The following is a 24,040-nucleotide window of genomic DNA, read 5'->3' on the forward strand; positions in this document are numbered from 1 at the left end:
GCGTGGCGAGTGGGGGAGCGTGTGGAATAGTCGGTAACAAAAAAAGGGCTTGCGCCCTTTGATTATGCTCTGTCCCACATTGAACTTCTAGCCCTTGCTTGGCGTTGGTTTTCGATGCGTTGTATTTCTTTTGCTACTTGTTGTGCGATGGCTCGTTCGTCCATGCCTTGTGCAGCATGGATTGTGATGTTTACACTCATTGGCTGATTGGATTGAGTCATTACTGGACGAGTGGATATTGGTGCGCGAGTATCAACTTGCACAGGGGCGGCGGTTACAACACTGATCCCTAATCCACCCGCAATAAGTGCTTGTTTACCGTAATTAAGGGCGTTGAGTGTATTTATGCCAAGTCGAGATGTGGCTTCTTTCGTCATCACGTATTCGCCACCGTGGACAATGCCCATGGGTTCATATTTGCCGCCATTGCCGGTGTAGCCGCCTGAAGAATACATATTCCAATCAGAAAGTGCATCGAGCGTTCTTTCAGTTGTACTCCCTGATTTGATAACCTTGTTTGTTTCTTCATTTCTTGATTGTTTAGCATTTTCAATAATTTTTGCTCCCGCCTGAATACCTGGCATATTATCGATTACCCATTTAATTGGTGCACGAGTATCAACTTGCACAGGGGCGGCGGTTGCAACGCTGATCCCTAATCCGCCCGCAATAAGTGCTTGTTTGCCGTAATTAAGGGCGTTGAGTGTATTTATGCCAAGTCGAGATGTGGCTTCTTTCGTCATCACGTATTCGCCACCGTGGACAATGCCAGCTGGTTCGTATTTGCCGCCGTTGCCAGTATATCCTCCAGTTGCCCAGCCTTTAACAAAGCCGCCTTTCCAATGTTGTAGATCGGGGTCGCTTAAGATCTGCATTGTTCTTCCCCAAAAGCCATTACCAAATGCTTCCGTAATGCCTTCGCGTTTGATTTGTTGGGCTTGTTGGGAAATTTGATTGCCTTTGTCGATGGCTTTTCCGATTCCCTCAACGCTTGGCATATTGTCAACAATCCATTTGATGCTATCCATCACCCATTGCAATGGTTTTGTGACCAAATCAATCCCTGCTGCAAGCCATTCGCCAAATTTTTTACCCGCACTTGCGGCAGCATCTAAATCTTTTTGAGTGGTTTGCACTGGTGAAAGTAAATCCGTAAACCATTTTACGGCTTTTTCAATCCAGCCAACGACTACGCCAAAGAGATTGCCAAGTGGTTTAAATTTTTCAATAACGGGCGCAAGTCCTAATTTTAAGCCCTCCCAAAAACCGCCGAAAAAGGCTTTAATAGGTTGCCAGTATTTATAAATTAATGCAGCAACGGCCAATAAAGCTATCCCTAGTGGACTGATAGCCAGTGCAATTAATTTTAGCGGAGAAAGTAATCCTCTTAAGATGAGCCGACCTGCAGATGATAAATGTCCTGAAAATTTAGGAAGAATTACGTTTAATTTGGATAAGCCTAAAAATAGCCGGGCGGCTGGGTAAAGTATAAAACTTAAAGCAAGGCTTAATGCACCAAATAGACTTAAACTTCCCCCGATTGCAGCTGCTGTTTTTGCTATAGTAGAGGTTAATTTAGGATGTTCATCAATCCATGTCTCGATTTTATCAAGCAAATTGCCAACCCCGTCCATTAAGCTAGTCATCGAATCTTTTAAACTGGCTCCTACAGAACTATTTACGTTGAATAAACGATTTTTAAATAATTGCCATTTTGCTGATAAAGTAGTCATTCTAGTTTGAAATTCCCTAGCCATACTATTTTTAGCTTCTTCACTATTTGCCAGTTCAATTTGTCTGCGCCATTCTTCGGTATTGGCAACAAGCCCTGCTAATTGGGTATTATAATTTCCTCCTGCAATATCGCTAATTACGCCAGCCTGTAAATGTTTAGGCAATTTTTTTATTTTTTCAACAATCATCATTAATGTGCCTTTGGCATCTTTTACCATTGCTTTTTGAATCGCTTTTGGATCTAAACCTAACGCTTTTAGTCCGTTATTAACCGGTTTCATTCTAGTGGCTTTACTTAGACGGTTGAACGTACTTTCGATTGCTTTGGCTGATGTACTGGCGTCGTTTCCTGCAGTTAATAAAGTTGAACCAAGTGCAGCAAGATTCTTTTCACTAATTTTGACTAAATTACCAATTCCTGATGTATTATTTAGGAAATTAATAATATCTGTCCCCTTTGAAATGGCATTATCATCTAAATAGTTAATAGTATCGGCTAGCTCTTTGGCATCTTTGGTGGTTAATTTAAAGTTTTTCTGTACTTTACCAAATAACTCTACTAATTCATCGGGGTTTTCTGCATCAAATGCTGTTGCCATTTGGGTATTTAAGCGAATAAAATCTTCCAATTCATTTTCCTGAATATCCATTCTCGCTGCAGCAGTAACCATATCACCAATTTGATTTGTGGTAAGAGGTAATTCGGTTGAAAGCTGTTTAATCTTGTTTTTCCATTCATCGTATTTAGGGGTAAATTGCCCAAATTTGTCTTTTAGCCCTGGAACTTGGCGAGCAACCCCCGCCATAACATCTTCAAACGACATAAAATCTCGAATGGAATTGACAATTGGTGCTGTGATCGTTGTACTCGCAGCAGAGGCTTGAGCGCCAATAATTTGTGCTTTTCCACTAATATTTTTGAGCGTTTCAACTTGTCCACGGTATTGATTGTAAGCAGCCTGTTTTGCGTTGAGTTTTTTCAATGCGGCTTCTTGATTTTTAATTTGATCCGTTGCACTTTTGGTGTTTTTCTGTAGTTCTCTTTGTTTTTGCGCGAGTTTCTCTGCGGAAATGCCTGATCTTGCTAATTCTTGGCGTGCTTGCTGTAATTTATTTGCTGCATCAATTTGTTCTTGCTTGAGTTTGTTTACCGCACTTTTCGCTTTCTCTACTTCCTTTTGAAAGCCTGCAGTAGGATGTTGAGCATTCTTCATATATTGAGCATAAGATGCGGCTTTTTGTTTTGCTTGCTCTAATTCTTGATTCAGTGAATCTAATTTTGATTTCAATGGGTTGATAGCAGAAGCATATTGTTTCATTGCAGCTTGATGCTGCTTATTTTGCTGATTTAGTTGTCGATGAATCGATTTGCTTTCTTTTAGTTTTGCCGATAGCTCATGAACGCTTTTAGATGCACTGCGAACTGGAGCAGACATTTTATCAATGGCATTTAATAAGACGGTAAGTTGTAAATTATTCATTTTTATTCACTTTTCTATTGACAAGATTAATTATTTAGCTCAATAATCGAGTAAGCAAAAGGGGGGGATATGATTGCGATACTTTCATTATTTATTCTGTCTGTTGGCTTACTTGGGCTTGCAATTGGTTTTGGTGTAATTGCAGTGCCTTGGTTTGTTTCTCTGATCATCGCTGCTCCAGCTATTTTCATTTATATGTTGATGATTGGCTCAGTATTGTGGCTTGTCGAAGTTAATTTTTTTCTCGGTATGGCTGCATTAGTTGTTTATGCCTATTGGATACACATCATTCGCAAACACCTCAAATCTAAAGGCTTAATTTCTCAATAATTAAATCTTCAATCATTTCTAAATCACTATCACTAAAGCCTAGTAATTCACGCTGGGCATATTGCACTTTGAAATCTTTATTTTTAGATGGGCTAGCACTTAAACCGTATTGATGCACTGCAGCAATGGCAGCACTTGAACCATTAAAACCCACTGAAACTTCGTTACCATTTGACCGCACTTTTAAATGACGGGCGGTGCGGAGTTTGGCGAACATGGCTTTGCGTTTGATTCGTCCTTTCTTTTTTCCAAATTCTTTACGTGGTTTTCTCGGTTTAAAGACAGAACCATCGGGATTTTGTTGGCGTGCAATTCGGTTTGATTGGCTTTTTCGCAAGGCTTGCCCGATTTTTCGCCCAAGCTGTCTGCGGGCCTGTGGAGAAAGATTGGCTATAAGTGCGGTCAATTTTGCCTGAACTTCTTCTACTGTTGCCATTAGACGATATCACCCTCAAAAATTAATGAATCCCAGTTTTCCAAATAGACTTTTACGCGGGTTGGTTCGTCCCATACTGGTTCTTTTGCATAATGGATCTGCACGTTATTCCCGTCTTTTTTCGATACGACACGTTCAGTGAGTTGGATTTCGAAACTAATGTCAGCGGTGTTGTTATTGTTGTAATCCACCTGGAATTTAAATGCATTCTCTCGAATTTGTGGATTTTCTAATATTTCAGGTTGATTTGTGCGCAGATAAGCCATTATTGGCACAATCAAGGTGGCAATATCGCCTGCATAATCAGTCACCACGACATTGAGTGTGTAACGATATTCAAAACTAAATGATGCAGCACCCGTTGCGACAATTTGCCCACCGTCCACATAAAGTTGTAGATGGTCGGGATTTTTTACAAAGTCGGCGTGACTTTGTTCAAGGATTTTACGCAGTTGGTTTGGTTTTTTCATTTGCGAAAATTCCGTTGTTGCATTTCAAATCTTTGTTGGCAAGCTACGCAACGTGTTACGCCTTGAATCATTTGTCTGCGCTTTTCGGGGATGGGGGCATCGCAATCTTCACAATAAAGGCGACTTACCGCCTGGAAAGTGCGGTGTTTTTTGAGGGCGATTTCACGTTGCATTTCTTCGAGCTGTTGTGCTCGGTCGAATTGATCTGTCATGGCTGTTCCTTTTTATTAAATTCATCAATGCATTTCTTTAATGCTTGATTTTCAACAATGCATACACTTAGCTTTTGTTGGCTTTGTAGATAGGCGCTCGCCAAATCGCCGTTAGTTTTAATTGTGGTGGCAAATGTCGTACATTCTGCAACTTGCGGGCATAGAATTGGCTGTTTAATGATTTTCGGGGCTGTTGAACACGCTGCTAATATCATCAGGGATAAAAGTGTCAGCCCAATCTTGGTGTTTTTTAAGTGCATGTTTTAAATCCTGTGTTTGCTTGGTTTGAGAGATTTTTAATTGATTTACGGCTTCCGTGAGTGCTTTTTGTTGCTTATTGAATTTATCCACGCTTTCATTCAATGCCATGTAAGATTCTACCCACTGTAATTTTAATTGTTCTTCTTTGGTGGCTTCGGCTCGCCAGTGGTTAGCTTGCCACCCTTGAAACAGGATAATTGCCACAAGCATGAGCGGGCCAACCAATAAAATGTATTTTTCTTTTTTCGTTAAGAACCCAAACATAATGCCGTCTCCTTTTGTCGTCTTTCAATTAAGCCTTTCAGTGGTTTTCCGTCTGCGTAAATCCATCGTCCAAATTGACCGCACATTCCTTTGCTGTATCCTTTCCGTGCCATTTTAAAAAGGGTGCTATTTTTTAATCGACCACATCCAACATTGAATGTGATTGATGTCAACGCATCAAATCCCCCTTGTGGCATAGCTTGACCGTTTGCATAGGTATTCACGCACTTTTCGGCTTGCTTAATGCCTTTCGTGTATAATTCGGCTACTTCTTGCAAGGTGTAAATTTTATTTCGATTAATTCTTTCTACTGCATCCGTTGTGCCAATCCCAACAGTTAAAACATCAGCGGGGCATTGATAGGGTTTTTGCATGCAACCTTCTGCATTGCCAATCAACAACAAGCCTTTTTCTGATGTGCGAATTTCATTCCCATGAGTGGCGATAACAAGTCCAACAACAGCCGTGACGGCACAGACGTATTTTGCTGATCGTTTAATCATGGTGATGGTTCCGTTGATTTAATTCTTTTTCTTTTAATTCAAAATCTTTTTTCTTGTAATACCAATTCACAAGAAAGGTCGCGACACCAATCACAATACCTGTAACCGATGCGACATCAGCCCAATTTACATTTGAGAACATATCGGCAATGCGTCCAATTAAGAAAGCGAATATTCCTGATGTGTAAGACGCTCTTGATGGTGTGTCGTGCATATCAGCTCCAAAGTTGAATTGTGTCATTTGCCACACTAATTTTTTCTGTATCAGCTTCTGGCAATATGACTGGGGTACCTATGGGAATAATGGGCTTGTCCATTAAATGCGGATTGAGTTCGCATGTTATTTCGAGCAAGCCTTCACTGCGCCCAAAATGTCGATAAAGAATGGCGTCTAAATTGTCATTTTGTTGTGCGTAAACTTGCATTAGATTAACTCCGCATCGACGCGTTTTCGGCCCAATATGTCGCTAATCGCAAAGCGAGCATCACGACGTAATTCATCAATGCTGTCTTTGAGTTGCGCCATTTTCTTTTCGCCATCATTGGTGCTGTCATAGCTTGCATAGCGTTCATAAAGGTTTGCTAGTGCCAAGCAACTTACCGCACGTTTATAACGATAAATCAGCACGCTTTCGCCATTGATTGATGGGGCAGTGATTTGTTCTAAACTGTCGTGTTTGCTTTGGGTTTTAAACGTGGAGAGTTCCGCATTGACGCTTGCCATGCCCTCAATCAAGGCATCTTGTAAACGTTGTGTGGTAATGGTGCCGTCTGCACGGTATTGATTACGAAATTGAGCAAGTGACATATCGGGGAAGAAACTATCATTACTGATAATGTCATCTGACGTATCGTCATCATTTAACTGTTGCTGTACTTCGCCCATTTCATAATCGGGGGCAAGTTTGACTGATATTGCGCCGTCGCTCATTGATTTACCCTTATAAAAAAAGTCGGGTGAGGATTAAATTAAGCACGGCCAATAAATCCGTCAGAATTTGACCGCACTTTTAATCCGCCCGACGGCTGCGTGGTTTGCTCTTTACCAAAACCGATTATTCATCGGCTTTGTTTAATTGCTTACGTAATTTTTTAATATCGCCTTTCACGCCAATTTTCTGATCTAAACCCAAAGCACGTTCTAAATATGCCAGTGCTTGTTCAGGGTTCTTTTCAACCAATAACAAGCCCAATTCACGCAATAATCGCGCACGGCTTTCATCGGGCATATCGCAATCAGCGGTGATGCGTTGGACTTGCTCTAAGTAAGCCACTTCAAACGGTTTATTGGCGGCTTGTGCGGCTTTGGCTTGGTCGGCAAATTCTTCTGCCAACAAAGTGCCAAGTGTTCGGGTGAATGGCTCGGGCAAGCGTAAATCATGAAATACGGCATAATCGGCAATCTGTAAGGCGAGATGATATTCGCCACAGTCAATCGCCCACACGCACCATGTCATCAAGACATTATCTTGTTTACCACTTCCGACCGATAACGCCCCTTCAATCCATGGTAGATAGTCAGGCAAAATTTGCTTTTTAAATGCGCCTTTGCGTTCCGTTGATTGGATGTTTTTCAAATCCTTTCGATGTCTCGCAAGAATACGGCACATTTTTTCATATTCCGTAAAGTCGCTTAGATCTTCGGTTTCCGCTGCGTGAGCCACAGCAGCGGAAATGGTACGAAGATGAATTTGTGCGGGTGAAAGACGTTCAGCCATTATTGATGTTCTTCAGAAGTTGATTTTTTTTCTTCAACATCTTCAAACGTGATGTTTTCGATTAATGCCGCGCAACCGTATTCTTCGACTTTGTAGTCGATGTTTTGCGACAAGTAATCTTCTACACGGTTGCGTTTCGGATTATTCTTAATGAAACGGCGCATTGACCCTTCCTGAATGTAGATGGATAAATTATCCAATCGGGTGATCAGGATTGAGTTTTTCGGGAAGAATGGGACGCGGATCGCTTTTAAACCACCGATTTGTTTTTGTGAGATGATCACTTGGCTTGCAAGGTCATCCGTTGGTTTTAAATCCGTGTTAACGATGTTGAAGTATTTATCGTTTAAGATTTCACGACCGCAGATAACCACCAATTCGGTGTCATCGGCGTAAACTTCATCAATTAAGGTGTTGACTGCATCAAGCACTAAGGCATCAATGTTTTCATATCCGTGGTTTTTGGCTTGACCTTTACCCACTTTGATTTTGTTCTCAGTATTTGCACCGTTCATTACATGTGTTGGCATATCGTCACGTAATTGTTGTAGCCAACCTTTTTTCACGTCTTGCAGTTTCGGATTTGAAGACAAATCGGAGGTTTCACTGCGACTTGTGCCGTTTAGCCCCATCATAATGAGGTTTAAGGCGATGGTTTTTTGCGTTAAATTCGCCAATTTTTTCTGGAAGTCAGGGTGTTTCGCCCATTGGTCGAGTTTTGCCCATGGAATATGCGTGTCGAAATTGACTTGTTCGCATTTATATTTGCGACCAGTCATTTTGGAAATATCTTTGGTTTCGCGCTCTTTGGTATTGGTGTCAGTGGTGCTTGCAATCGCGGAAGCCACTTCAAGACCGACCAATTCCGCTTCCATTAATGGATCACGAACGACATTAATCCATTGTAAGAAGTTCGAACTTAACATTACTTTTTCAATCAGTTTTTGCTCTACGCTTGGGGTGACGGAAAATGTTTCTGCCACATCATTACTTGTTACACCGTTTAATTCGGCGACACGGGCCACATAGGCATTAAATTTCTGTTTAGTTTCGTTTCGCATGGTTGTTCCTTTAGCAATCGGTTAAAAATTCTGATTTACCTTCACCGGCAACGATTGGACGTTTGCCAAAGTCGGCGGACGGTGTTTTTTCAAGCGTGGTGAATTTGGCTTGAATGCTTTCATTGGTTGCTTTCACTTCTGTTAATTCGGTTTGCTGTTTTGCTAAATCGGCAGAAAGTACGGTCAATTTTTCCAATGTTTCTTTGGTTTGTCCCGCTAAAAGCTCAATGGCTTGCGTTTGGTCGGCAAAGCGTTCATCGTCGGTTTTTTCTTTGTCTGCAAATAATGCGCGGATTTTGGCAAAGACAGACAGCCCTTTTTCTTTCACTTCTTCAAACTCTAATTCGGTTTCAATTGCGGCAGTGAAAAGGTTTTCGGCTTTTTCTTTGCGGTTGTTGAGAGGATTTGCGCTTGCACCGGCAGAAAATACCAACATTTCTGTGCCAAGACTTGCAGGATTGTCCGTTACAGCCAAACCGACTAAATAGGCTTCACCTGTGTCGGCGAAATTAGGATCACATTCAATTGATGTGTAGATTTTTTGGCGTTCTTTATTGAGTTTGATTAAATCGTCCGTTGGGTCGATTTGAGCCAGTAACTGCAATTTACCTTCAGCATTTTCTTCCGTTTTTAAACCAACCACATCACCATAGCATTTTGAGTGCGGATCATCGTTCCACATATAACGCCATTTAATGTGTTCAAGATTAATGCGTGCACCGTATTTTTTAGGGTCATAATTTGCCGCCATTTGTTCAATCAAAGTGCGATTGATTGTGCGACCGTCTGTAGTTGCCCCTTCCGTTGCGACTACAAACCATTTTGAAGTTTTTGCCATTGCTTATCCTTTGTTTGGTTTGATTCAAAGATTGCCATTATTCTGAAAGGTTTAATTTTGGTGGTCTATGAGTTGCTTTTGTTGTATGCCGATTCACAGAGCAAGCGGAAAGACTAACATTCGCCTCCTTTCTATTATGCGGTTGTAAATTGAAAGGATGATGAATGGACGAACAAGTTATCAATCAAGCTTCGCCCGATGTAACGGCGGAAATAAAAAGAAAAGCACAACAAATGTATTTTAGCGGTTATAAAATCGCTGAAATATCTCGTCAGCTTGATATTCCTGCATCAACGATTGCCAGTTGGAAAGACAGAGAAAAGTGGGACGATATTGCGCCTGTCGGTCGGGTGGAATTAGCACTTGAGACAAGATTAAATTTGCTGATTGCGAAAGAAGAAAAGAGCGGTTTAGATTACAAAGAAATTGATTTGCTCGGGCGACAAATGGAACGCATGGCGAGAGTGAAAAAATATTCTTTCGGCGATGGCAATGAAGTGGATTTAAATCCGAAATTGGCGAACCGCAACAAGGGCGACCGCAAGAAAGCCGAGCCCAATGCCATTGATCAGGAACAAGAAGAATTGCTGATTAATGGCTTTCTTGATGGGATGTTTAATTATCAGCGTGTTTGGCATAAAGCGAAAGAAAACCGCATTAGAAATATTTTAAAAAGCCGACAAATCGGGGCGACTTACTATTTCGCCCATGAAGCTTTTATTGATGCGCTGACGACGGGCCATAACCAAATTTTTCTTTCAGCTAGTAAAAAGCAGGCGTTGCAGTTCCGTTCTTACATTGTGGAATATGCGAAAAAAACCGCAGATGTGATATTAAAAGGAGAAACTATTAAGCTGCCAAATAGCGCGGAGTTATACTTTTTGGGAACGAATTCTGCAACCGCACAATCCTACCACGGTAACTTGTATTTCGATGAGGTGTTTTGGGTACCGAAATTTGATGTGATGCGGAAAGTCGCCAGTGGTATGGCGGCCCAAAAGATTTATCGGCAAACCTACTTTTCTACACCTTCGACAATCGCCCATCCTGCCTATGCGTTCTTTTCCGGGAAATCGTTTAATCGTGGACGGGCGAAATCGGAAAAAGTAGAAATTGATATTTCACATGAAAATTTGGGCATGGGGAAACTTTGCGGTGACCGTCAGTGGAAACAGATTGTGACGATTTATGATGCTTTAGAAGGTGGTTGCAATTTGTTCGACATTGAAGATTTGTTAGCAGAAAACAGCAAGGAAGAATTTGAACAGCTTTTTCTGTGCCAGTTTGCTGATGATAACAGTTCCGCCTTTAAATTTGCCGACTTGCAACTTTGTCAAGTTGACAGCCTAGAAGAATGGCACGATTTTAAGCCATTTTATCAACGACCTTTTGGCAATCGAGAAGTGTGGTTAGGCTATGACCCTGCTTTTAGTGGCGACCGTGCAGCCTTAGTGATTGTTGCACCGCCGAAAGTGGAAGGGGGAGATTATCGCGTTTTACACAAACAAACTTTTCACGGTATGGATTACGAAACACAAGCAAACCGCATTAAACAGTTTTGCGATGATTACAATGTGACTCGCATTGTGATTGACAAAACGGGAATGGGTTCCGGGGTGTTCCAAGAAGTGAAGAAATTCTATCCGATGGTGCAAGGCTTGGATTATAACGCAGACCTGAAAAATGAGATGGTTCTGAAAACCCAAAATCTGATTCAAAAACGTCGCTTGAAATTCGACAGTGGCGACAATGATATTGTGACCAGTTTCATGACCGTGAAAAAACGCATTACGGGAACCGGAAAGATTACTTATGTTTCTGACCGTTCGGAAGATGCAAGCCACGGCGACTTATCATGGGCAATCATGAACTGCATTTTAAATGTGCCTTATGGTTTAGGCGGTGATGTATCAAGCAACAAATCAACAATATTTACCTTTGAATAGGATAATCCAATGAGCAAAAACACAAAAAAATCTACCGCACTTTCTACTGGAAATCAAGCACAGGCATTTAGCTTTGGTGAACCTATTCCGGTGCTTGACCGTGCAGAAGTACTGAATTATTTCGAAAGCGTGTTGATGTATGAAAAATATTATAATCCGCCAATTAATTTAAGTTACTTGGCTAAAGCCTTAAATGCCTCAGCCCATCACAACAGTGCGATCACAGTGAAGAAAAACATTTTACTTTCAACGTGCAAAACAACCGCACTTTTACCTCGTACCCAATTAGAAAAACTGGTGCAAGATTACTTAGTATTTGGCAATGCATTCATTGAAGTCGTGAAAAATGCATTCGGTGATGTGATTGCACTTAGATCGCCTTTAGCAAAATATATGCGTGTTGGTGTTGATGAAGGTCAATTCTTCCAAATCGTGACTGGCTATGAAGAATATGAATTTAAAAAAGGTTCCGTGATGCAACTTATCAATCCTGACATTAACCAAGAGATTTACGGCGTGCCAGAATATTTGGCCGCACTTCAATCGGCTTTTTTGAATGAAAGTGCAACATTATTTCGTCGCAAATACTATTTGAATGGCGCGCATGCGGGTTCGATTATTTACATGACCGACCCAACACAGAACCAAGACGATATTGAAGCAATTAAAACGCAAATCAGACATACCAAAGGGACTGGCAACTTTAAAAATTTATTTGTGTATATTCCGAATGGGAAGAAAGATGGGATGCAAGTTATTCCATTGTCTGATGCTATCGCCAAAGATGATTTCCTAAACATTAAGAACGCAAGCCGTGATGATGTGTTAGCTGCGCACCGTGTGCCACCGCAACTAATGGGCATTGTGCCTAACAATACTGGGGGCTTTGGTGACGTTGAAAAGGCAACGCGAGTGTTTTTTATTAATGAGATAATCCCATTGCAAGAACGATTGAAAGAGATTAATAGTTGGGTAGGGGAGGAAGTGATCACATTCTCCGATTACAAATTGCTAAATTAGATCCTTTAAAAAATAAACAGCCCGCAGAAATGCGGGTTTTTTATTGCTCAAACAGCGGCTTTTGTCTTGTATAGTATTAATACCGCCCCATTTTATTATATCAAATCAATCAACAAAACAAACGTTAAAGCCCTGTTTTAACCCGATTTTTCGCCCAAATGCACGCACGAAAAATCGCAGTCAAACCCTCGCCACGCCCGCACAGTAAATGTGTGTCTTTCAACGCAAATTTAGATCCTTTACAAAGCCTTTTCAGATCTAACGCCTTTCAGATCCTTTTAATCAGATCTTTCAACGCAAAATAACGCAAGTAAATGCAAATTTTGATGATATAATCGTTGTCCCTAAAAGGCAAAAGATCATCTGAATTGGCGTCTTGTTTTTTATGGTAGTAAGCTGGGTAGTAAGACAAATTGACCTGAAAAATATCTTTATTAAAAACAATTGGATATATAGATAGATCAGTTTTCGCCAGCTCCACCAACAATCAAAATCATACGTCATTATACGACATCACAAAGCCTTGATTTTACTGGAATCAAGGCTTTTTTATTCCCTATACGCCACTATAAAACACTATTTAACCCTAGAATTTTAGGAGTAGATTTAGTAGGATCTTTTTTAACAAGGGAAAAATTATACTCCTAAAACGCTGAACCCCCTTGCAAACACTGGGCGCAACCGCTATCAGTTTTATACTACTAAAATAAGGCTGTACTACTATGGCACGTACTACTAAAACTCTTTCTAATACCCAAATAGAGAAAGCGAAACCAAAAGATAAACCCTACAAGCTAATAGATGGGCAAGGTTTATTTTTATCTATAACGCCCAATGGCTCTAAGCTATGGCGATTTAATTATTACAAGCCTTTTACTACTCCACCTAAACGCACTGAAATAAGCCTAGGTTCATTCCCTGATTTATCGTTAGCAGAGGCGCGCACAATCCGTGAAGAATATCGTGCGCTATTGGCGCAAAATATAGATCCTAAAACCCACAGGGAGCACCTACACAAAACAAAGACAGATGATTTAGCTAATACTTATGAATCGATGGCGTGGGCATGGTTCGAATATCGTAAAACAAAAAAGAACTTTTCTTTGGATTATCAAAAAGACGTAGCCAGCTTAATAAGAAGAAATCTTTTACCGCACTTTGGCCCATTGCCTATCTCTGCAATTACTGCCCCTATGGCACTGAAAGCGTTCAAACGCTATCAAGATGAGGGAACGCTAGAGAAACTAAAACGTACCATTCAAAAGCACAATGAAATAATGACTTACGCCTTGCATAGAGGCTACATATCAAGCAACCCTACCGAAAAAATATCTAAAGAATTTGATAGCCCTACGGTAGAACACTTTAAAACCATTAAGCCAGAAGATTTAGGGGAATTTCTTTACACCTTAAACAATGCTCAAATTCACTTACAGACTCGTTTTTTAATTCTATGGCAGATGCTCACTATGACACGCCCAAATGAGGCGGCTACCGCAAGATATGAGGATATTGATGAGCAAGCGAGAATATGGACGATTTACATCAAAAAAGGGATTAAAGAAACAGACAAAGGGCGTGAGCATAAAATCACTCTATCACGGCAAGCGATGGCATTATTGCGAGAAATTAAAAAACGAAGTGAAAGTAAGGTTTATTTATTCCCTAGCGCAAAGAACCCTCAAACCCACGTAAACACACAAACGGCAAATTCTGCAATAAAGCGCATGGGTTATCACGGTAAATTAGTTGCACATGGATTGAGAGCTATCGCAAGCACCTATTTGAATGATAAAGGCTATGACAGCGAATTAATCGAGGTTGCTCTATCGCACATGAAATCAGACAGAATCAAGGCAGCCTATGACCGTGGGGAACGATTAGAGCAGCGTTTTAAACTCTTACAGGTATGGGGCGATTTTATTGAGGAATGCTCAAACGGTGCATTGCCTAAGCATCATTTGAAAATGGTTGTTTAAGCCACCACCGATAGCCGATAACCTTTTTTGTTATCGGTTATTTTTTTGTCTATTTTTTATATACCCCCTGTGATTTTTTTTATAAATCTTAATCACTTATTCACTTATTCACTTCTAATATTTATATCTTTTTGATTTTAAAGAAAAAAATAGAGTAAAAAGAGAAGTGATTAACAAGTGATAAAGTGATACATGAAGTGAGCAAAGTTATTTTTTAACCAAAAAACAGAGAAATAAGGCTAATTGAAGAGTGAAGAATTGCGATGAAATTGTGATGCTGGTGGCAAGGAAAAAAGCGAAGAAAATTTATACTTGAACTGTACAAAATAGCAGGTAAAATAGGCACTATAAAGCACTATATAACAATATAGACTAGCATTGCTATATAGATTCAAATTAAGTGCGACTAGGTGAGGATTAATTACCCACACTGAAAGAATAAAACCCTATTTTTATTTTGTCGCACTTCCTTTCATAAATAGGGGCAACGCATAGGGGCGTTTTATGGATCAATCTGATTCTTATCAAAGTTCATTTATTAGCCAAAATAGAGGCGAATATATAAGCCTTTATGAATTGATTGAGTGGGCAAAGTCTCAAACTGGGTTTGATTACACTAATACAGCCAATGATATTTTAAGAATCATAGGTGATAGATACATTCAATTATACAAAGAATATGGCGGTTTAAAACCTAGTATTGAAAGAGACAATAATAACTTTAAAAGGTCTCTTCAATTTGTATCAGAAAACAATGGCTATGAACCTTTTTTCGATGAACAGATTCCATTTTAGGACGATATTATGAATATAAATGACTTTAAAACACTGCTTATAAATCGTAGTGAAATTGAAAATATATTAGGGAGAACTATTAGTGTAAAAAATAGTGACAATGACTATTTAGAGGATTATAGATTATTCCCCGAATTATCTTTGCACGATGTCACTTGCCTGATTTTAGATATGTGGCCAAAAGATTGGAACGCCCACCAGCACCCACGCTATGAAACTATTAAAGAGGCAATTAAACAATCGGCGGAAAGAGGCTATATTAGCGCCAGAATTGAAAACGATATAAACGGCAATGTTGAAGATGTTTTTCTAACTCACGAGGCAGCCGAAAAATGGGCAAGAACTTACGGCTTGAAGTGGAATGTGCCACCATATCGGAAACCTTTAGAAGTCGCTAGAGATAATAGTCAAATCATAGAACTTAAAGACCAATCAGATCTTTCTGTAAATTCAACCGAATTACAGGAAGAAAAAGCCAAAAACACACTGCTGCAAACTGAAAATGAACGCTTAAAGGCAGAATTAAAAGCACAACAAGATAGAATGACAGAGCTTGAACAAAAGCTACAACAAGGTGCGGTAGATTCTGAACCAGTTTTAGAAAATGCTAAGGCTTACGATGTTAGGGAGCGAGAAACTCATTTATTGATGATTGGTGCACTTTCTAATCTTCTTGCAGGATATAAACAAAAGTATCAAAAAGGAAATGGCGGAATTAATCAAAGTGCGATTAGCAAAGATATAGAGAGCGAAATTATAGAGTTACTACAACCAGAAACCAAGACGCGAACAAATGACACAATCAGACCAAGAATCAGAGAATCACTTAATCTTATCACTAAGGCGGAATAACACCGCCTTTTTTATTTCTAACCACTTTTTACCAAAAAATTTACTTCTTACCAAAATTGCATAAACCCAGTAAGAACAAGGCTTAAACTCTCTTACCAAAACTTCTTACCAAAAGATTTTGGTAACTTACCACCTATAAAAATTCAATTCCCCACAATACCCCTCGAACCGCAAATGACACTATAAGGCGGTATATGTATCTATCTACAACATAAGGGGGCATTATGCCAGACAAAACGATCACACCACCAAACGACACAGAACAAGCACCACGCTTTTTAAGACGTAAATCAACTGCCGAACGATTAGGCGTGAGCCTTACCACCTTAGACGACTGGCGCAATCCAAAAGCCAAACGCTATCGCCCTGATTTCCCTAAGGCAATCAAGGTCGCAAACGGGGCGACTTGTTTCCTTGAATCTGAAATTAATGCTTACGTTTTAAAACTCGCTAACGAATGTAGAGTTAGCTAAGGCGGAACTATGGCAATCAATACAACTAGCGTTTATGAGCAACAGAAATACATTTTACAGCGCTTATATGTGCGCCCGCATAGTACCAACGAATTGCGAGAGCTAGGAATTTACTTTCCACCCGCACGAATTAAGGAACTCAGAGATAAAGGCTTTCATATTGATACCTTTTACCGCAAAGAAACTGATTCAAGCGGATTAGCGCACCGTGTGGGCGTGTATGTACTGCACCAAAATGAAGTAAGCCAAAACCATCAATATAACGACTAAGGAGAAATTAAAAATGACCGATTGCAAAGACTGCACAACAGAACAAGGGCGTAAAGATTTAATTAATACCCCGATTTCAATTACTTATTCAAAGGCGCAATTTCCACATTTAACGGTAACTTCTGAAGATTGGGGGGTAAATACCGTTTTATGGCTTGAAGTGGGTGATTTTCTGCCCTTAGGCATTGATGCTGACACAATGCAAGAGGCGTTGATCATGATTGCTTTTCTTCAACAAAGCACAAAAGCCCCGTTACTGATTGATGAGGAAATGCAACAAGAACTTACCGCACTTTCTGAAAATGGCATTGCATTTAACCCGATGAAAAAAGGAAATGGCGCACTCATTCCACTTGCTGAAATCCTCTCCACTGATACCAAACAAGAAACCGTGCGACACCTTGAAGAAAAGTTCTCACAGGGCGAGAAATGCCAGTTTGTAGAAATGGGCGGAATGTTGAATTAAACGAGCAAGGCGCGACTGAAAAAATGACCAATACAAATCAACAGACCAACGCAAGCATGCAACGCTATGGACGATTTCGGGCACGTTAGAAGGTTTACGCTACCTTACCTACACAGCCATAACGGGCACGATTCTTGATTATCCCGATAAAGATGGGAATCGACCACCAGCAACCCCTAAGCAAATCTACGAATTAATCCTTGAGGAAGTAGATTTTGCGATTGAGCAAGTCAATGACTTGAAACGGCAAATCGAAGTACTGGCTATTCATCAAGAACATAGAGCCGATGCGAATTATTTACCGCTGGTGGATTAACAAGAGTTTTGCGACCAGTACGCGCGCGCTAGGGTATGCCCAAATTTGGGCGCTAGCTAAAGAGGGGAGATTTAAAAATGAGTTACGGAAAAGAGATACAAAGAGAGTTTGCCAAAGCCTATGCCCGAATGGGTAACGCTACGCATGCTTTATTGGCGGTTTTAGGTGATGAGCGAGCTAATCGAATGAAACCGCACACACTACGAGCAAGAGCCAGTGACCTACTGAATCATTACCGAGTATGGGAACAAATCGAGCAGGAAAAAGCAGAGATGCAACAACGTGGGGAGACCTTACCGCATTACAGGGGGAGAACATGGCGGGCGGATTTAATTACTGATGAAGTCTATGAGCCGATAAAGATACCGCCCCACCCTTTTGTTATTCCTCGTGGAATGAAAGGGTTGTTTAAAGGGATGGAGCGGTTAAAAAGATCCACCATGAAAACCCCATGATTTTTTTTAATTAGGAACAAAAAGATCCGCTAATAAAAGGGTAAGTATTTAATGAAATGCACCATAGCAAAAAACAATGAATTACTGCTTAAACAAGCCATTCAACATTATAGAAAATCATCTCAAATCTTCACGTTTATGAGCCTATACAGCGATAACGAGCCATACCCGATAGATGAGGTTATTGAAGTGTTAAAACAGCGTCTTGTAGCGATTCAGTGCGAAATAGACAACTTCACGAAGATGACGGCAGGACTACGGAAGAATGAGCGATTAGAAACGAGTTTTTACACCACGAAAAAACACTTAGAGATGATGAGAAAAAGAAAACAGGAGTTAGGCGATTAAAAATTTAGATTGTTCAGAGGAATTTAACGCCCTTAATTTTCAGGCGGTTAAATATGTTGATGAAAAGGGCAAAAAGCGACCAATGCACCAAACAGCGCAAAGCAGCGTAAGGAGATAGACAATGAAAAATAGAATTGAACTAGATTTATCAGAGCTTGATACAAGCAAAGCAGAAATTATCAACCTATTAGCTAATCCGCAGAACCGTTTTAATGGCGTGAGCGGAATCAATGCCCGAGATGTGCACCGATTCTTAAAAGTTGGGCGGGATTATTCCACATGGATTAGAGCCAGAATCAAACAAGCAGGCTTTATCGAAAATCAAGATTTTGTGATTGTAGAGAATTTGAGCTCCCCCGAATTGGTGAGCGCAAATAATGAACAGCTTTCACCGATGGCACGACCGCAAAAGCTGATTGATTATATCGTTTCTTTAGATATGGCAAAGCACCTATGCTTAATGGAAAAGAACGAAATAGGGCGAGCAATAAGACAGCATTTTATTGAGGCTGAAAAACAGCTAAGAACTTCATCACCTGCCATATATAAAAACACCCTATCAAAAACTATAGAGAGATTGGAAAGCATTGACCGAAACAAGGAAATGACCGATGCAATCAAGGCGCAATTAGTGCGGGCAGGCGTGAAACCTAAAGCCTATCACTACAGCCAAAATCAAGAAATGCTAGATAGCCTTGTTATTGGTTCAAATGTGCGGAAATGGAAAGCTAAACACGGCATTGTAGGCAATGTTCGAGATGCGCTTGATGTATCGCAACTGAAACTATTAAAAACATTACAAGCAACGAACACAGCCTTAATCAATCTTGATATGAGCTATCACGAGCGTAAAGGCAGATTATCCGAGCTGGCAGAGCGTGAAAGAGCGGAATAAAGGAGAAACACAATGAATGACTTTACCGAGATGATTCAATTTCTAATCTTTATCGCCTTATTGCTGGTGGCTTTTAGCCTTGCATCAACCCTATAAAACAAAACGCCATAGGGGAATAAACAACCCTAAGGCGTAACTAAGGAAATATCTTATGCAACCAATTAAACCAGGAATTAATATGAAGTTAATTCACAAGCATTATAGCAATGATGAAAACTTTTACAATTTAAACCCTTTACAAAGTGCGGTGAAATTTGGCATTATTTCCCTGCAGTCGCAAAAAACGATTGCCGGGCCTCGAAACTCGACTTATTTACATACGGCGCAGAGCACGCCTAAAGCGTGTTTTTTTATGCGTAACATTCGCACACCCAAAGAATTTGCGGATTTTGTTTTTATTCATCAAATCTACAAATCTCTCTCAATGGTAGCGTGTAGCGGTAAAGGTTCGCCCTTTGCTGCTAACCGTATGTGGCAGTTTTCGAGACCGTTACACGTTACCGCCAAAGCCTCGAAACTTTACGCGGTAACTTTCAAGTGTTTACATACGGAGTTACGCAAAATGTATCAATTCATTTTCGCGCTTATTCGCGCACCTCAAATCAAAATCAGACTTCTTGCCGATAATGAACAACAAGCACGTTCACGTTTTACCGATGGCGATACCTTGTTATTCGTTGGCAAAATCAACCAAAACCCACTGAAAAACAACCGCACTTTAGCGGCACTTCCTACCCTTTCTGTATCTGCAGCACAAGGGGCGCAAATGTTTGATCAAGCCGTTCTAAAAGCACTGCAGGATAAAGCCAGTTTTAACGAGTTCAACCCTTTTTCTCGGATAGCTAAAGCGACTAAAAAGGATTTAGAGAGCTTACGCAATGAATCTGAAATGTTATGTGAATCTATCGAATATGGATTGATGCACTTAGGCGACTTAATGCAAACGCTGGGCAATCTTGCCGACACAGAGCAGGATTTTACACGCGAGGCAATGAGTAACGATAACGTGAAACATATCGGTGGCTTGATCAAAGCTAATGCCTATCTACTCAATGCGTTGAGAGAAACTGCAGAATTAGCAGACTATTACATTCCCAAAAATAAGGGGGTGGAGTGATGATCAAACAAGTGAACCTACCCTATCAATTAATCTTTGTTTATGACGATGGCGAGCAGTTCATAGCGGGCGAATATGGCACGCTTAGAGAGGCGTTACAGGCAAAAATCAGATGTAAGCACAAAATAGGACAAGCCGATATTTGCGGTCGAGTGTTAGAAGTTATTACAGTTTTGAAAGGGGAAGAAAATGAAACCAACTAATGCAATGGCACAGCTTGAGCAATGGAAAGCTAACCATAAAGCCACCAGCAACAACGAAACCAAAAATGAATCGGTTAAAAATACGCAAGGAAACGCACGTAGCGAGGTTAAAAGCAAATATCAAGGGAAACTATGGGCTAATCCCTTAGCCTTTAAATTTGCCCAGCTTACACGCCAATTTAAGCTGATTCATGATAGCAACCGTAAATGTTTAGAGGTTTACCCCGATGATTTTCATCATAAGCTCAAAATGCGTGATGAGATGGTGGACTTAATCGACCGATTAAAAGCTGGTGGCAAGCTCTTTAATGCGCTGGCTAAATCTCAAGGGATAACATTTTGCCGAGACAATCAATCCACCTTAAAAGACTTTAATCAAGCTAACGGCTATTTGATTCATAAGTTTGAAGAAGTGATCACACAAATAAACCACCTCAACATTGAACGAGTTAAGAGTGAGAGATTACAGGGGGTGGGCAATGAGTAAAACCGCATTTATTTTAACTGCTGGCTATCATGTTGTTGATGATTTATTTATGCTGACTGTTGTCGCAATGCGAGAAAGCAAAGGGGATATTTTAATTCTTCATCGCGCTTATGCTAAACAAGGGAAACTCACAAATATCAAAGCCATTAATTTAAATCACTACACACTAGAGATTAGCTTAGGCAATGCACGCGCGCCCATTATTCATGCAGAGGGGAGAAGAAATCGTGCAGAGGCTGAGGAAGCGATAGCACCTTTCAAAACACTCTACCCTACAGCTCAAATTCGAGTGATTCAGTTCAAGGACGCATTTTTATTTAAGCAATGTGCGGGAATTGGATTAGGGATTGATGCAGAGCAAGGGGGCAAGAAATGGCTAAATTAATCAATGCCCCTTACGCTAAACAACAAGACTCCACAGGGCAAAGCCTTGTGACTATCTGCATAGGCACGCAAGCACAAACCATCGCAAAGCATTTTAATGAAATGGGCAAAAGTGCGGCAGAAATTGAGTTAGAAAACGCACTAGGCGAGCAAGGGAAATTATTCCCTTGTGTGGTGGTGGATAGTGAGATTTTAGAGCAGATAGAAAGCTATCGCATTGCGCCTAAAAATACCCAGTATATCCGCTTAATACAGGCAAATAATGGCGTAGCACTCTCAAATGAAACGCTTGAGCGAATTTATTTAAATATCGTGCAGACCACCAGCGCAGAGAGTGTTATTTATTGCAATGAGGCGGGCGAATTACTGGATGATGTAAGCCGATATATTCAACGGTTACGCAATGGAGAAACCTATCACGGAGAGATTAAAGAAGTTGATGATAATTACGCCAAGATGTTCGACCATTTAAGCGATAATCTCAAAGTGAGGGATTTTTTAGCGTGGACAGGCGAAACCTTAAAGGTTGATAGCGTTAATACACTGGCTTATTTATGGACTGGCAAAAAGTGGCAATTCCTCACGGATAAAAAATTAGGGCGAGAAGTAAAAAGATTCTTTGAGGAGAAAGAGATTGGTTACAGCAAGCGCAAAATAGAAAATATGGTAGGGCTTATGCTGGATTATTATCTTGAGCCAATGGGCGAGCGCAGAAAGAATCTGTTGGCATTTTCTAACGGTGTACTTGATACGAAAACAGGGGATTTTTTACCGCACTCTCCTGATTATTATCTTACTTCCTATATCGATATTGATTACAGCGAAACGCCAATCTTTACGCCTAATTTTGACAAATGGCTTGATTGGGTAAGTGGTAACGATGAACGAAAGGCTAAGCGCATTTTAGCGGCACTCTACATGGTGCTAACCAATCGCTACGACTGGCAATTATTTTTAGAGATTACAGGAGTAGGCGGTAGCGGTAAAAGTATTTTTAATGAGCTGGCGAAGATGTTGGTTGGTGCGGATAATACTGCATCAATTACCCTCAAAGAATTAGAAAATATCAATCATAGAGCGAAACTCATTGATAAAACGTTAATCTATTCAAGTGATCAAGAAAACTACATAGGCGATGGCGCAGAATTAAGGGCGATAACAGGGGGCGATACCATTAGCGTAAGATTGCTTTATCGAGACCCTTTCGACACGACTATCAATGCAGTGTATATGATGACAAACAACAAGAGCGCAACATTCAAAGAGCATAACGGGGGTATTGCTCGTAGACGCGTAATCTATCATTTCAACAAGGCAGTACCTGAATCAATGATTGATACAAAGCTGGTGGATAAGCTGCTTTCAGAATCGGCTGGTATTGTGCGCTTGTTATTAGATACGTTCAAAGACCCGAAAGAGGCAAGGGCATTACTACTTGAGCAGAGGGAATCAATGGAAGCCTTAGAAGTGAAACAGAAAGCCGACCATATTCTAGATTTCTGCCGACACTTTACCGCACGAGAAGAAATGAACGGCTTGTATATGGGCAATGCAAGGGCTCAAATTAAAAACGCTGAACGGCAATATCTTTACGCATCATATCTTTTCTATTGTGATTGTATGGGCATCAATAAACCACTAGGGCGCAGTCGTTTTCTTGATTCGTTTAGACAGGCAACCAAAGAAAGCAAATACCCCCACGAGTTCAAAAAGCGATTAAAGGACGGCAAGAACGTTACCAATATTTACTACATAAACATAGGTCAAACTATGGCAGAGTGGCAAGAATAACCGCAGATGGATAATTAAAAGGCTTAGTGCAGTGCATTGAGCTTTTTTTATTGAGTTTTGTCAGCAGTACGCGCGCGCGAGGGGTAAAATAGCTATGGGCTTACCTGTCAAAACCGTACATTCAACTCAATTTTTACAACCGCAAAATTAATATTTTAGATGAAAGATGATGATGCCTAGAAAACTAAAAATTAGCCGAAAACCGCGCGCCCGAAACCCCGTGGAAAGGGGCGCCCTCTTAGGAGTACCTTTTAATCTCTAGCTACTAGCGATAATCATCACTCATCATTGCACGACAAGCAGCAGAAACAAGATGCTTTATTCCTTCCTTTTGTGAATTAGAAAATTTGTCAAATAGATCGCATTTTTCTTTTTTGCTGGCGGCTAGAAGTGATTAAATGGCAAAAAAAGTGATAAATTACTTTCATTAATCACTTTATCACTTGTGTATCACTTGTTAATCACTTGTCTTTTTCTTTTTTATAATCAAACAGTTATAGTGAAAAATTGCCGTTAGAAGTGAATAAGTGATTAAACTTCACAAAAAAAATCTCCCGCGAAAATTTTTATTTTTTACAGATAACCGCCCTATAATTACCCTAACTTGAAAAACCATAGATTGAAACTTAGAATCTCAAACGGTTATGAATAGTTATTTGCAAAAATGAATAGAATTTAGGGAGTACTTTGGATTTTAGGAGTAGATTTAGGAGTATATTTTAACTTTGAATTTTAAAGAACCCTTATAGAATAAGGCTTGAATCGCATCAATTCAGATGACGCCAGCCCACAAAATAAACCTATCAAGTCCTATGAAAGACTTTAAAGCCTTGAAAATAATGACTTCAAGGCTTTTTTATTGCGCTTTTAACTTCTATCAAACTCTCGAATTTGAGTAGTATGTTTAATAGTTGGAGCTTATTGATTGGTTAAAT

At 40.2% G+C, this 24,040-nt stretch carries 30 protein-coding genes; 17 read left to right on the top strand and 13 right to left on the bottom strand.

All coding sequences use genetic code 11. The features are described from left to right. Window positions 1-62 precede the first annotated feature (62 nt). On the bottom strand, window positions 63-3,215 hold the full coding sequence (locus ACXVWB_RS00370; protein ID WP_458485181.1) for a phage tail tape measure protein: 3,153 nt from the start codon (window positions 3,213-3,215) through the stop codon (window positions 63-65). 69 nt (window positions 3,216-3,284) lie between these two features. Between ACXVWB_RS00370 and ACXVWB_RS00375 the strand changes: the two genes are divergently transcribed. Next, entirely contained in the window at window positions 3,285-3,545 is a 261-nt protein-coding gene (locus ACXVWB_RS00375; protein WP_116945372.1) for a hypothetical protein, read from the top strand. Here ACXVWB_RS00375 and ACXVWB_RS00380 read toward each other — a convergent pair. From ACXVWB_RS00380 to ACXVWB_RS00435, 12 genes are all read right to left on the bottom strand, one after another. Beyond that, a complete protein-coding gene (locus ACXVWB_RS00380; RefSeq protein ID WP_458485182.1) occupies window positions 3,523-3,981 on the bottom strand; it encodes a phage virion morphogenesis protein in 459 nt (152 codons plus the stop codon). The two genes, ACXVWB_RS00375 and ACXVWB_RS00380, sit on opposite strands and share 23 nt — an antisense overlap. Then, window positions 3,981-4,451 (bottom strand): phage tail protein, encoded by a 471-nt coding sequence (locus ACXVWB_RS00385; protein ID WP_458485183.1) that lies wholly within the window; start codon window positions 4,449-4,451, stop codon window positions 3,981-3,983. The genes ACXVWB_RS00380 and ACXVWB_RS00385 overlap by 1 nt, the downstream gene beginning before the upstream one ends. Then, window positions 4,448-4,663 carry a TraR/DksA family transcriptional regulator gene (locus ACXVWB_RS00390; RefSeq protein ID WP_179227406.1) on the bottom strand — a complete coding sequence of 72 codons (216 nt, stop codon included), beginning with the start codon at window positions 4,661-4,663 and terminating at the stop codon, window positions 4,448-4,450. The genes ACXVWB_RS00385 and ACXVWB_RS00390 overlap by 4 nt, the downstream gene beginning before the upstream one ends. After that, complete coding sequence (gene lysC / locus ACXVWB_RS00395; protein WP_458485184.1) at window positions 4,660-4,923, bottom strand: Rz1-like lysis system protein LysC; 264 nt, start codon at window positions 4,921-4,923, stop codon at window positions 4,660-4,662. Before lysC ends, ACXVWB_RS00390 begins: the two co-directional genes overlap by 4 nt. Next, complete coding sequence (locus tag ACXVWB_RS00400) at window positions 4,838-5,188, bottom strand: chemotaxis protein (RefSeq protein ID WP_289901817.1); 351 nt, start codon at window positions 5,186-5,188, stop codon at window positions 4,838-4,840. Before ACXVWB_RS00400 ends, lysC begins: the two co-directional genes overlap by 86 nt. After that, window positions 5,173-5,691 carry a lysozyme gene (locus ACXVWB_RS00405; protein WP_289901816.1) on the bottom strand — a complete coding sequence of 173 codons (519 nt, stop codon included), beginning with the start codon at window positions 5,689-5,691 and terminating at the stop codon, window positions 5,173-5,175. Before ACXVWB_RS00405 ends, ACXVWB_RS00400 begins: the two co-directional genes overlap by 16 nt. Continuing rightward, window positions 5,684-5,905, bottom strand: coding sequence for a phage holin (locus tag ACXVWB_RS00410; protein WP_289901815.1), 222 nt, complete (start codon window positions 5,903-5,905; stop codon window positions 5,684-5,686). The genes ACXVWB_RS00405 and ACXVWB_RS00410 overlap by 8 nt, the downstream gene beginning before the upstream one ends. A gap of 1 nt (window position 5,906) precedes the next feature. Continuing rightward, window positions 5,907-6,116 carry a tail protein X gene (locus ACXVWB_RS00415; RefSeq protein ID WP_005641176.1) on the bottom strand — a complete coding sequence of 70 codons (210 nt, stop codon included), beginning with the start codon at window positions 6,114-6,116 and terminating at the stop codon, window positions 5,907-5,909. Continuing rightward, entirely contained in the window at window positions 6,116-6,622 is a 507-nt protein-coding gene (locus ACXVWB_RS00420) for a head completion/stabilization protein (protein ID WP_289901814.1), read from the bottom strand. Before ACXVWB_RS00420 ends, ACXVWB_RS00415 begins: the two co-directional genes overlap by 1 nt. 124 nt (window positions 6,623-6,746) lie before the next feature. Further along, the gene (locus ACXVWB_RS00425) at window positions 6,747-7,409 is read right to left on the bottom strand and encodes a phage terminase small subunit (protein ID WP_118856167.1); all 663 of its coding nucleotides are present in this window, start codon (window positions 7,407-7,409) and stop codon (window positions 6,747-6,749) included. After that, the gene (locus ACXVWB_RS00430) at window positions 7,409-8,470 is read right to left on the bottom strand and encodes a phage major capsid protein, P2 family (protein WP_289901813.1); all 1,062 of its coding nucleotides are present in this window, start codon (window positions 8,468-8,470) and stop codon (window positions 7,409-7,411) included. The genes ACXVWB_RS00425 and ACXVWB_RS00430 overlap by 1 nt, the downstream gene beginning before the upstream one ends. A gap of 10 nt (window positions 8,471-8,480) precedes the next feature. After that, a complete protein-coding gene (locus ACXVWB_RS00435) occupies window positions 8,481-9,308 on the bottom strand; it encodes a GPO family capsid scaffolding protein (protein WP_458472647.1) in 828 nt (275 codons plus the stop codon). A 164-nt stretch (window positions 9,309-9,472) separates the two neighbouring features. Here ACXVWB_RS00435 and ACXVWB_RS00440 point away from each other — a divergent pair, with 164 nt between their 5' ends. The 16 genes from ACXVWB_RS00440 (at window position 9,473) to ACXVWB_RS00515 (ending at window position 23,105) form a co-directional block, all read left to right on the top strand. Beyond that, the gene (locus ACXVWB_RS00440; RefSeq protein WP_289901811.1) at window positions 9,473-11,254 is read left to right on the top strand and encodes a terminase large subunit domain-containing protein; all 1,782 of its coding nucleotides are present in this window, start codon (window positions 9,473-9,475) and stop codon (window positions 11,252-11,254) included. Between the two features lie 9 nt (window positions 11,255-11,263). After that, complete coding sequence (locus tag ACXVWB_RS00445; RefSeq protein WP_458485185.1) at window positions 11,264-12,274, top strand: phage portal protein; 1,011 nt, start codon at window positions 11,264-11,266, stop codon at window positions 12,272-12,274. A 722-nt stretch (window positions 12,275-12,996) separates the two neighbouring features. After that, a complete protein-coding gene (locus tag ACXVWB_RS00450) occupies window positions 12,997-14,253 on the top strand; it encodes an integrase arm-type DNA-binding domain-containing protein (RefSeq protein WP_369866694.1) in 1,257 nt (418 codons plus the stop codon). Between the two features lie 504 nt (window positions 14,254-14,757). Beyond that, complete coding sequence (locus ACXVWB_RS00455) at window positions 14,758-15,048, top strand: hypothetical protein (protein WP_369866693.1); 291 nt, start codon at window positions 14,758-14,760, stop codon at window positions 15,046-15,048. A 9-nt stretch (window positions 15,049-15,057) separates the two neighbouring features. Then, window positions 15,058-15,900: a hypothetical protein gene (locus ACXVWB_RS00460; RefSeq protein ID WP_369866692.1), complete on the top strand. Its 843-nt coding sequence runs from the start codon at window positions 15,058-15,060 to the stop codon at window positions 15,898-15,900. Window positions 15,901-16,124: 224 nt separating this feature from the next. Beyond that, window positions 16,125-16,373, top strand: coding sequence for a helix-turn-helix transcriptional regulator (locus tag ACXVWB_RS00465; RefSeq protein WP_005641968.1), 249 nt, complete (start codon window positions 16,125-16,127; stop codon window positions 16,371-16,373). Window positions 16,374-16,382: 9 nt separating this feature from the next. Continuing rightward, complete coding sequence (locus ACXVWB_RS00470) at window positions 16,383-16,643, top strand: helix-turn-helix domain-containing protein (RefSeq protein WP_046939356.1); 261 nt, start codon at window positions 16,383-16,385, stop codon at window positions 16,641-16,643. Between the two features lie 13 nt (window positions 16,644-16,656). After that, window positions 16,657-17,109 carry a hypothetical protein gene (locus ACXVWB_RS00475; RefSeq protein WP_289901806.1) on the top strand — a complete coding sequence of 151 codons (453 nt, stop codon included), beginning with the start codon at window positions 16,657-16,659 and terminating at the stop codon, window positions 17,107-17,109. A gap of 393 nt (window positions 17,110-17,502) precedes the next feature. Continuing rightward, window positions 17,503-17,880 carry a terminase gene (locus ACXVWB_RS00480; RefSeq protein WP_289901805.1) on the top strand — a complete coding sequence of 126 codons (378 nt, stop codon included), beginning with the start codon at window positions 17,503-17,505 and terminating at the stop codon, window positions 17,878-17,880. A gap of 51 nt (window positions 17,881-17,931) precedes the next feature. Next, window positions 17,932-18,228: a hypothetical protein gene (locus ACXVWB_RS00485; protein ID WP_289901804.1), complete on the top strand. Its 297-nt coding sequence runs from the start codon at window positions 17,932-17,934 to the stop codon at window positions 18,226-18,228. A 121-nt stretch (window positions 18,229-18,349) separates the two neighbouring features. After that, entirely contained in the window at window positions 18,350-19,123 is a 774-nt protein-coding gene (locus tag ACXVWB_RS00490) for an antA/AntB antirepressor family protein (protein WP_289901803.1), read from the top strand. Window positions 19,124-19,274: 151 nt separating this feature from the next. Then, entirely contained in the window at window positions 19,275-20,240 is a 966-nt protein-coding gene (locus ACXVWB_RS00495; protein ID WP_289901802.1) for a host cell division inhibitor Icd-like protein, read from the top strand. Further along, window positions 20,240-20,443, top strand: coding sequence for a hypothetical protein (locus tag ACXVWB_RS00500; RefSeq protein WP_458472679.1), 204 nt, complete (start codon window positions 20,240-20,242; stop codon window positions 20,441-20,443). Before ACXVWB_RS00495 ends, ACXVWB_RS00500 begins: the two co-directional genes overlap by 1 nt. After that, complete coding sequence (locus ACXVWB_RS00505) at window positions 20,430-20,930, top strand: hypothetical protein (protein WP_458472641.1); 501 nt, start codon at window positions 20,430-20,432, stop codon at window positions 20,928-20,930. The genes ACXVWB_RS00500 and ACXVWB_RS00505 overlap by 14 nt, the downstream gene beginning before the upstream one ends. Beyond that, a complete protein-coding gene (locus ACXVWB_RS00510) occupies window positions 20,923-21,315 on the top strand; it encodes a hypothetical protein (protein WP_458472640.1) in 393 nt (130 codons plus the stop codon). Before ACXVWB_RS00505 ends, ACXVWB_RS00510 begins: the two co-directional genes overlap by 8 nt. Continuing rightward, entirely contained in the window at window positions 21,303-23,105 is a 1,803-nt protein-coding gene (locus ACXVWB_RS00515; RefSeq protein WP_458472639.1) for a DNA primase family protein, read from the top strand. The genes ACXVWB_RS00510 and ACXVWB_RS00515 overlap by 13 nt, the downstream gene beginning before the upstream one ends. The last annotated feature ends 935 nt before the right edge of the window (window positions 23,106-24,040 follow it).

This window comes from Haemophilus sp. SZY H53, assembly GCF_054332375.1.

Excerpts from the sequence above, each read along its gene's own strand:
- ACXVWB_RS00370 (WP_458485181.1), bottom strand. The coding sequence starts at position 3,215 with ATGAATAATTTACAACTTACCGTCTTATTAAATGCCATTGATAAAATG.
- ACXVWB_RS00375 (WP_116945372.1), top strand. The coding sequence starts at position 3,285 with ATGATTGCGATACTTTCATTATTTATTCTGTCTGTTGGCTTACTTGGG.
- ACXVWB_RS00380 (WP_458485182.1), bottom strand. The coding sequence starts at position 3,981 with ATGGCAACAGTAGAAGAAGTTCAGGCAAAATTGACCGCACTTATAGCC.
- ACXVWB_RS00385 (WP_458485183.1), bottom strand. The coding sequence starts at position 4,451 with ATGAAAAAACCAAACCAACTGCGTAAAATCCTTGAACAAAGTCACGCC.
- ACXVWB_RS00390 (WP_179227406.1), bottom strand. The coding sequence starts at position 4,663 with ATGACAGATCAATTCGACCGAGCACAACAGCTCGAAGAAATGCAACGT.
- lysC (WP_458485184.1), bottom strand. The coding sequence starts at position 4,923 with ATGCACTTAAAAAACACCAAGATTGGGCTGACACTTTTATCCCTGATG.
- ACXVWB_RS00400 (WP_289901817.1), bottom strand. The coding sequence starts at position 5,188 with ATGTTTGGGTTCTTAACGAAAAAAGAAAAATACATTTTATTGGTTGGC.
- ACXVWB_RS00405 (WP_289901816.1), bottom strand. The coding sequence starts at position 5,691 with ATGATTAAACGATCAGCAAAATACGTCTGTGCCGTCACGGCTGTTGTT.
- ACXVWB_RS00410 (WP_289901815.1), bottom strand. The coding sequence starts at position 5,905 with ATGCACGACACACCATCAAGAGCGTCTTACACATCAGGAATATTCGCT.
- ACXVWB_RS00415 (WP_005641176.1), bottom strand. The coding sequence starts at position 6,116 with ATGCAAGTTTACGCACAACAAAATGACAATTTAGACGCCATTCTTTAT.
- ACXVWB_RS00420 (WP_289901814.1), bottom strand. The coding sequence starts at position 6,622 with ATGAGCGACGGCGCAATATCAGTCAAACTTGCCCCCGATTATGAAATG.
- ACXVWB_RS00425 (WP_118856167.1), bottom strand. The coding sequence starts at position 7,409 with ATGGCTGAACGTCTTTCACCCGCACAAATTCATCTTCGTACCATTTCC.
- ACXVWB_RS00430 (WP_289901813.1), bottom strand. The coding sequence starts at position 8,470 with ATGCGAAACGAAACTAAACAGAAATTTAATGCCTATGTGGCCCGTGTC.
- ACXVWB_RS00435 (WP_458472647.1), bottom strand. The coding sequence starts at position 9,308 with ATGGCAAAAACTTCAAAATGGTTTGTAGTCGCAACGGAAGGGGCAACT.
- ACXVWB_RS00440 (WP_289901811.1), top strand. The coding sequence starts at position 9,473 with ATGGACGAACAAGTTATCAATCAAGCTTCGCCCGATGTAACGGCGGAA.
- ACXVWB_RS00445 (WP_458485185.1), top strand. The coding sequence starts at position 11,264 with ATGAGCAAAAACACAAAAAAATCTACCGCACTTTCTACTGGAAATCAA.
- ACXVWB_RS00450 (WP_369866694.1), top strand. The coding sequence starts at position 12,997 with ATGGCACGTACTACTAAAACTCTTTCTAATACCCAAATAGAGAAAGCG.
- ACXVWB_RS00455 (WP_369866693.1), top strand. The coding sequence starts at position 14,758 with ATGGATCAATCTGATTCTTATCAAAGTTCATTTATTAGCCAAAATAGA.
- ACXVWB_RS00460 (WP_369866692.1), top strand. The coding sequence starts at position 15,058 with ATGAATATAAATGACTTTAAAACACTGCTTATAAATCGTAGTGAAATT.
- ACXVWB_RS00465 (WP_005641968.1), top strand. The coding sequence starts at position 16,125 with ATGCCAGACAAAACGATCACACCACCAAACGACACAGAACAAGCACCA.
- ACXVWB_RS00470 (WP_046939356.1), top strand. The coding sequence starts at position 16,383 with ATGGCAATCAATACAACTAGCGTTTATGAGCAACAGAAATACATTTTA.
- ACXVWB_RS00475 (WP_289901806.1), top strand. The coding sequence starts at position 16,657 with ATGACCGATTGCAAAGACTGCACAACAGAACAAGGGCGTAAAGATTTA.
- ACXVWB_RS00480 (WP_289901805.1), top strand. The coding sequence starts at position 17,503 with ATGAGTTACGGAAAAGAGATACAAAGAGAGTTTGCCAAAGCCTATGCC.
- ACXVWB_RS00485 (WP_289901804.1), top strand. The coding sequence starts at position 17,932 with ATGAAATGCACCATAGCAAAAAACAATGAATTACTGCTTAAACAAGCC.
- ACXVWB_RS00490 (WP_289901803.1), top strand. The coding sequence starts at position 18,350 with ATGAAAAATAGAATTGAACTAGATTTATCAGAGCTTGATACAAGCAAA.
- ACXVWB_RS00495 (WP_289901802.1), top strand. The coding sequence starts at position 19,275 with ATGCAACCAATTAAACCAGGAATTAATATGAAGTTAATTCACAAGCAT.
- ACXVWB_RS00500 (WP_458472679.1), top strand. The coding sequence starts at position 20,240 with ATGATCAAACAAGTGAACCTACCCTATCAATTAATCTTTGTTTATGAC.
- ACXVWB_RS00505 (WP_458472641.1), top strand. The coding sequence starts at position 20,430 with ATGAAACCAACTAATGCAATGGCACAGCTTGAGCAATGGAAAGCTAAC.
- ACXVWB_RS00510 (WP_458472640.1), top strand. The coding sequence starts at position 20,923 with ATGAGTAAAACCGCATTTATTTTAACTGCTGGCTATCATGTTGTTGAT.
- ACXVWB_RS00515 (WP_458472639.1), top strand. The coding sequence starts at position 21,303 with ATGGCTAAATTAATCAATGCCCCTTACGCTAAACAACAAGACTCCACA.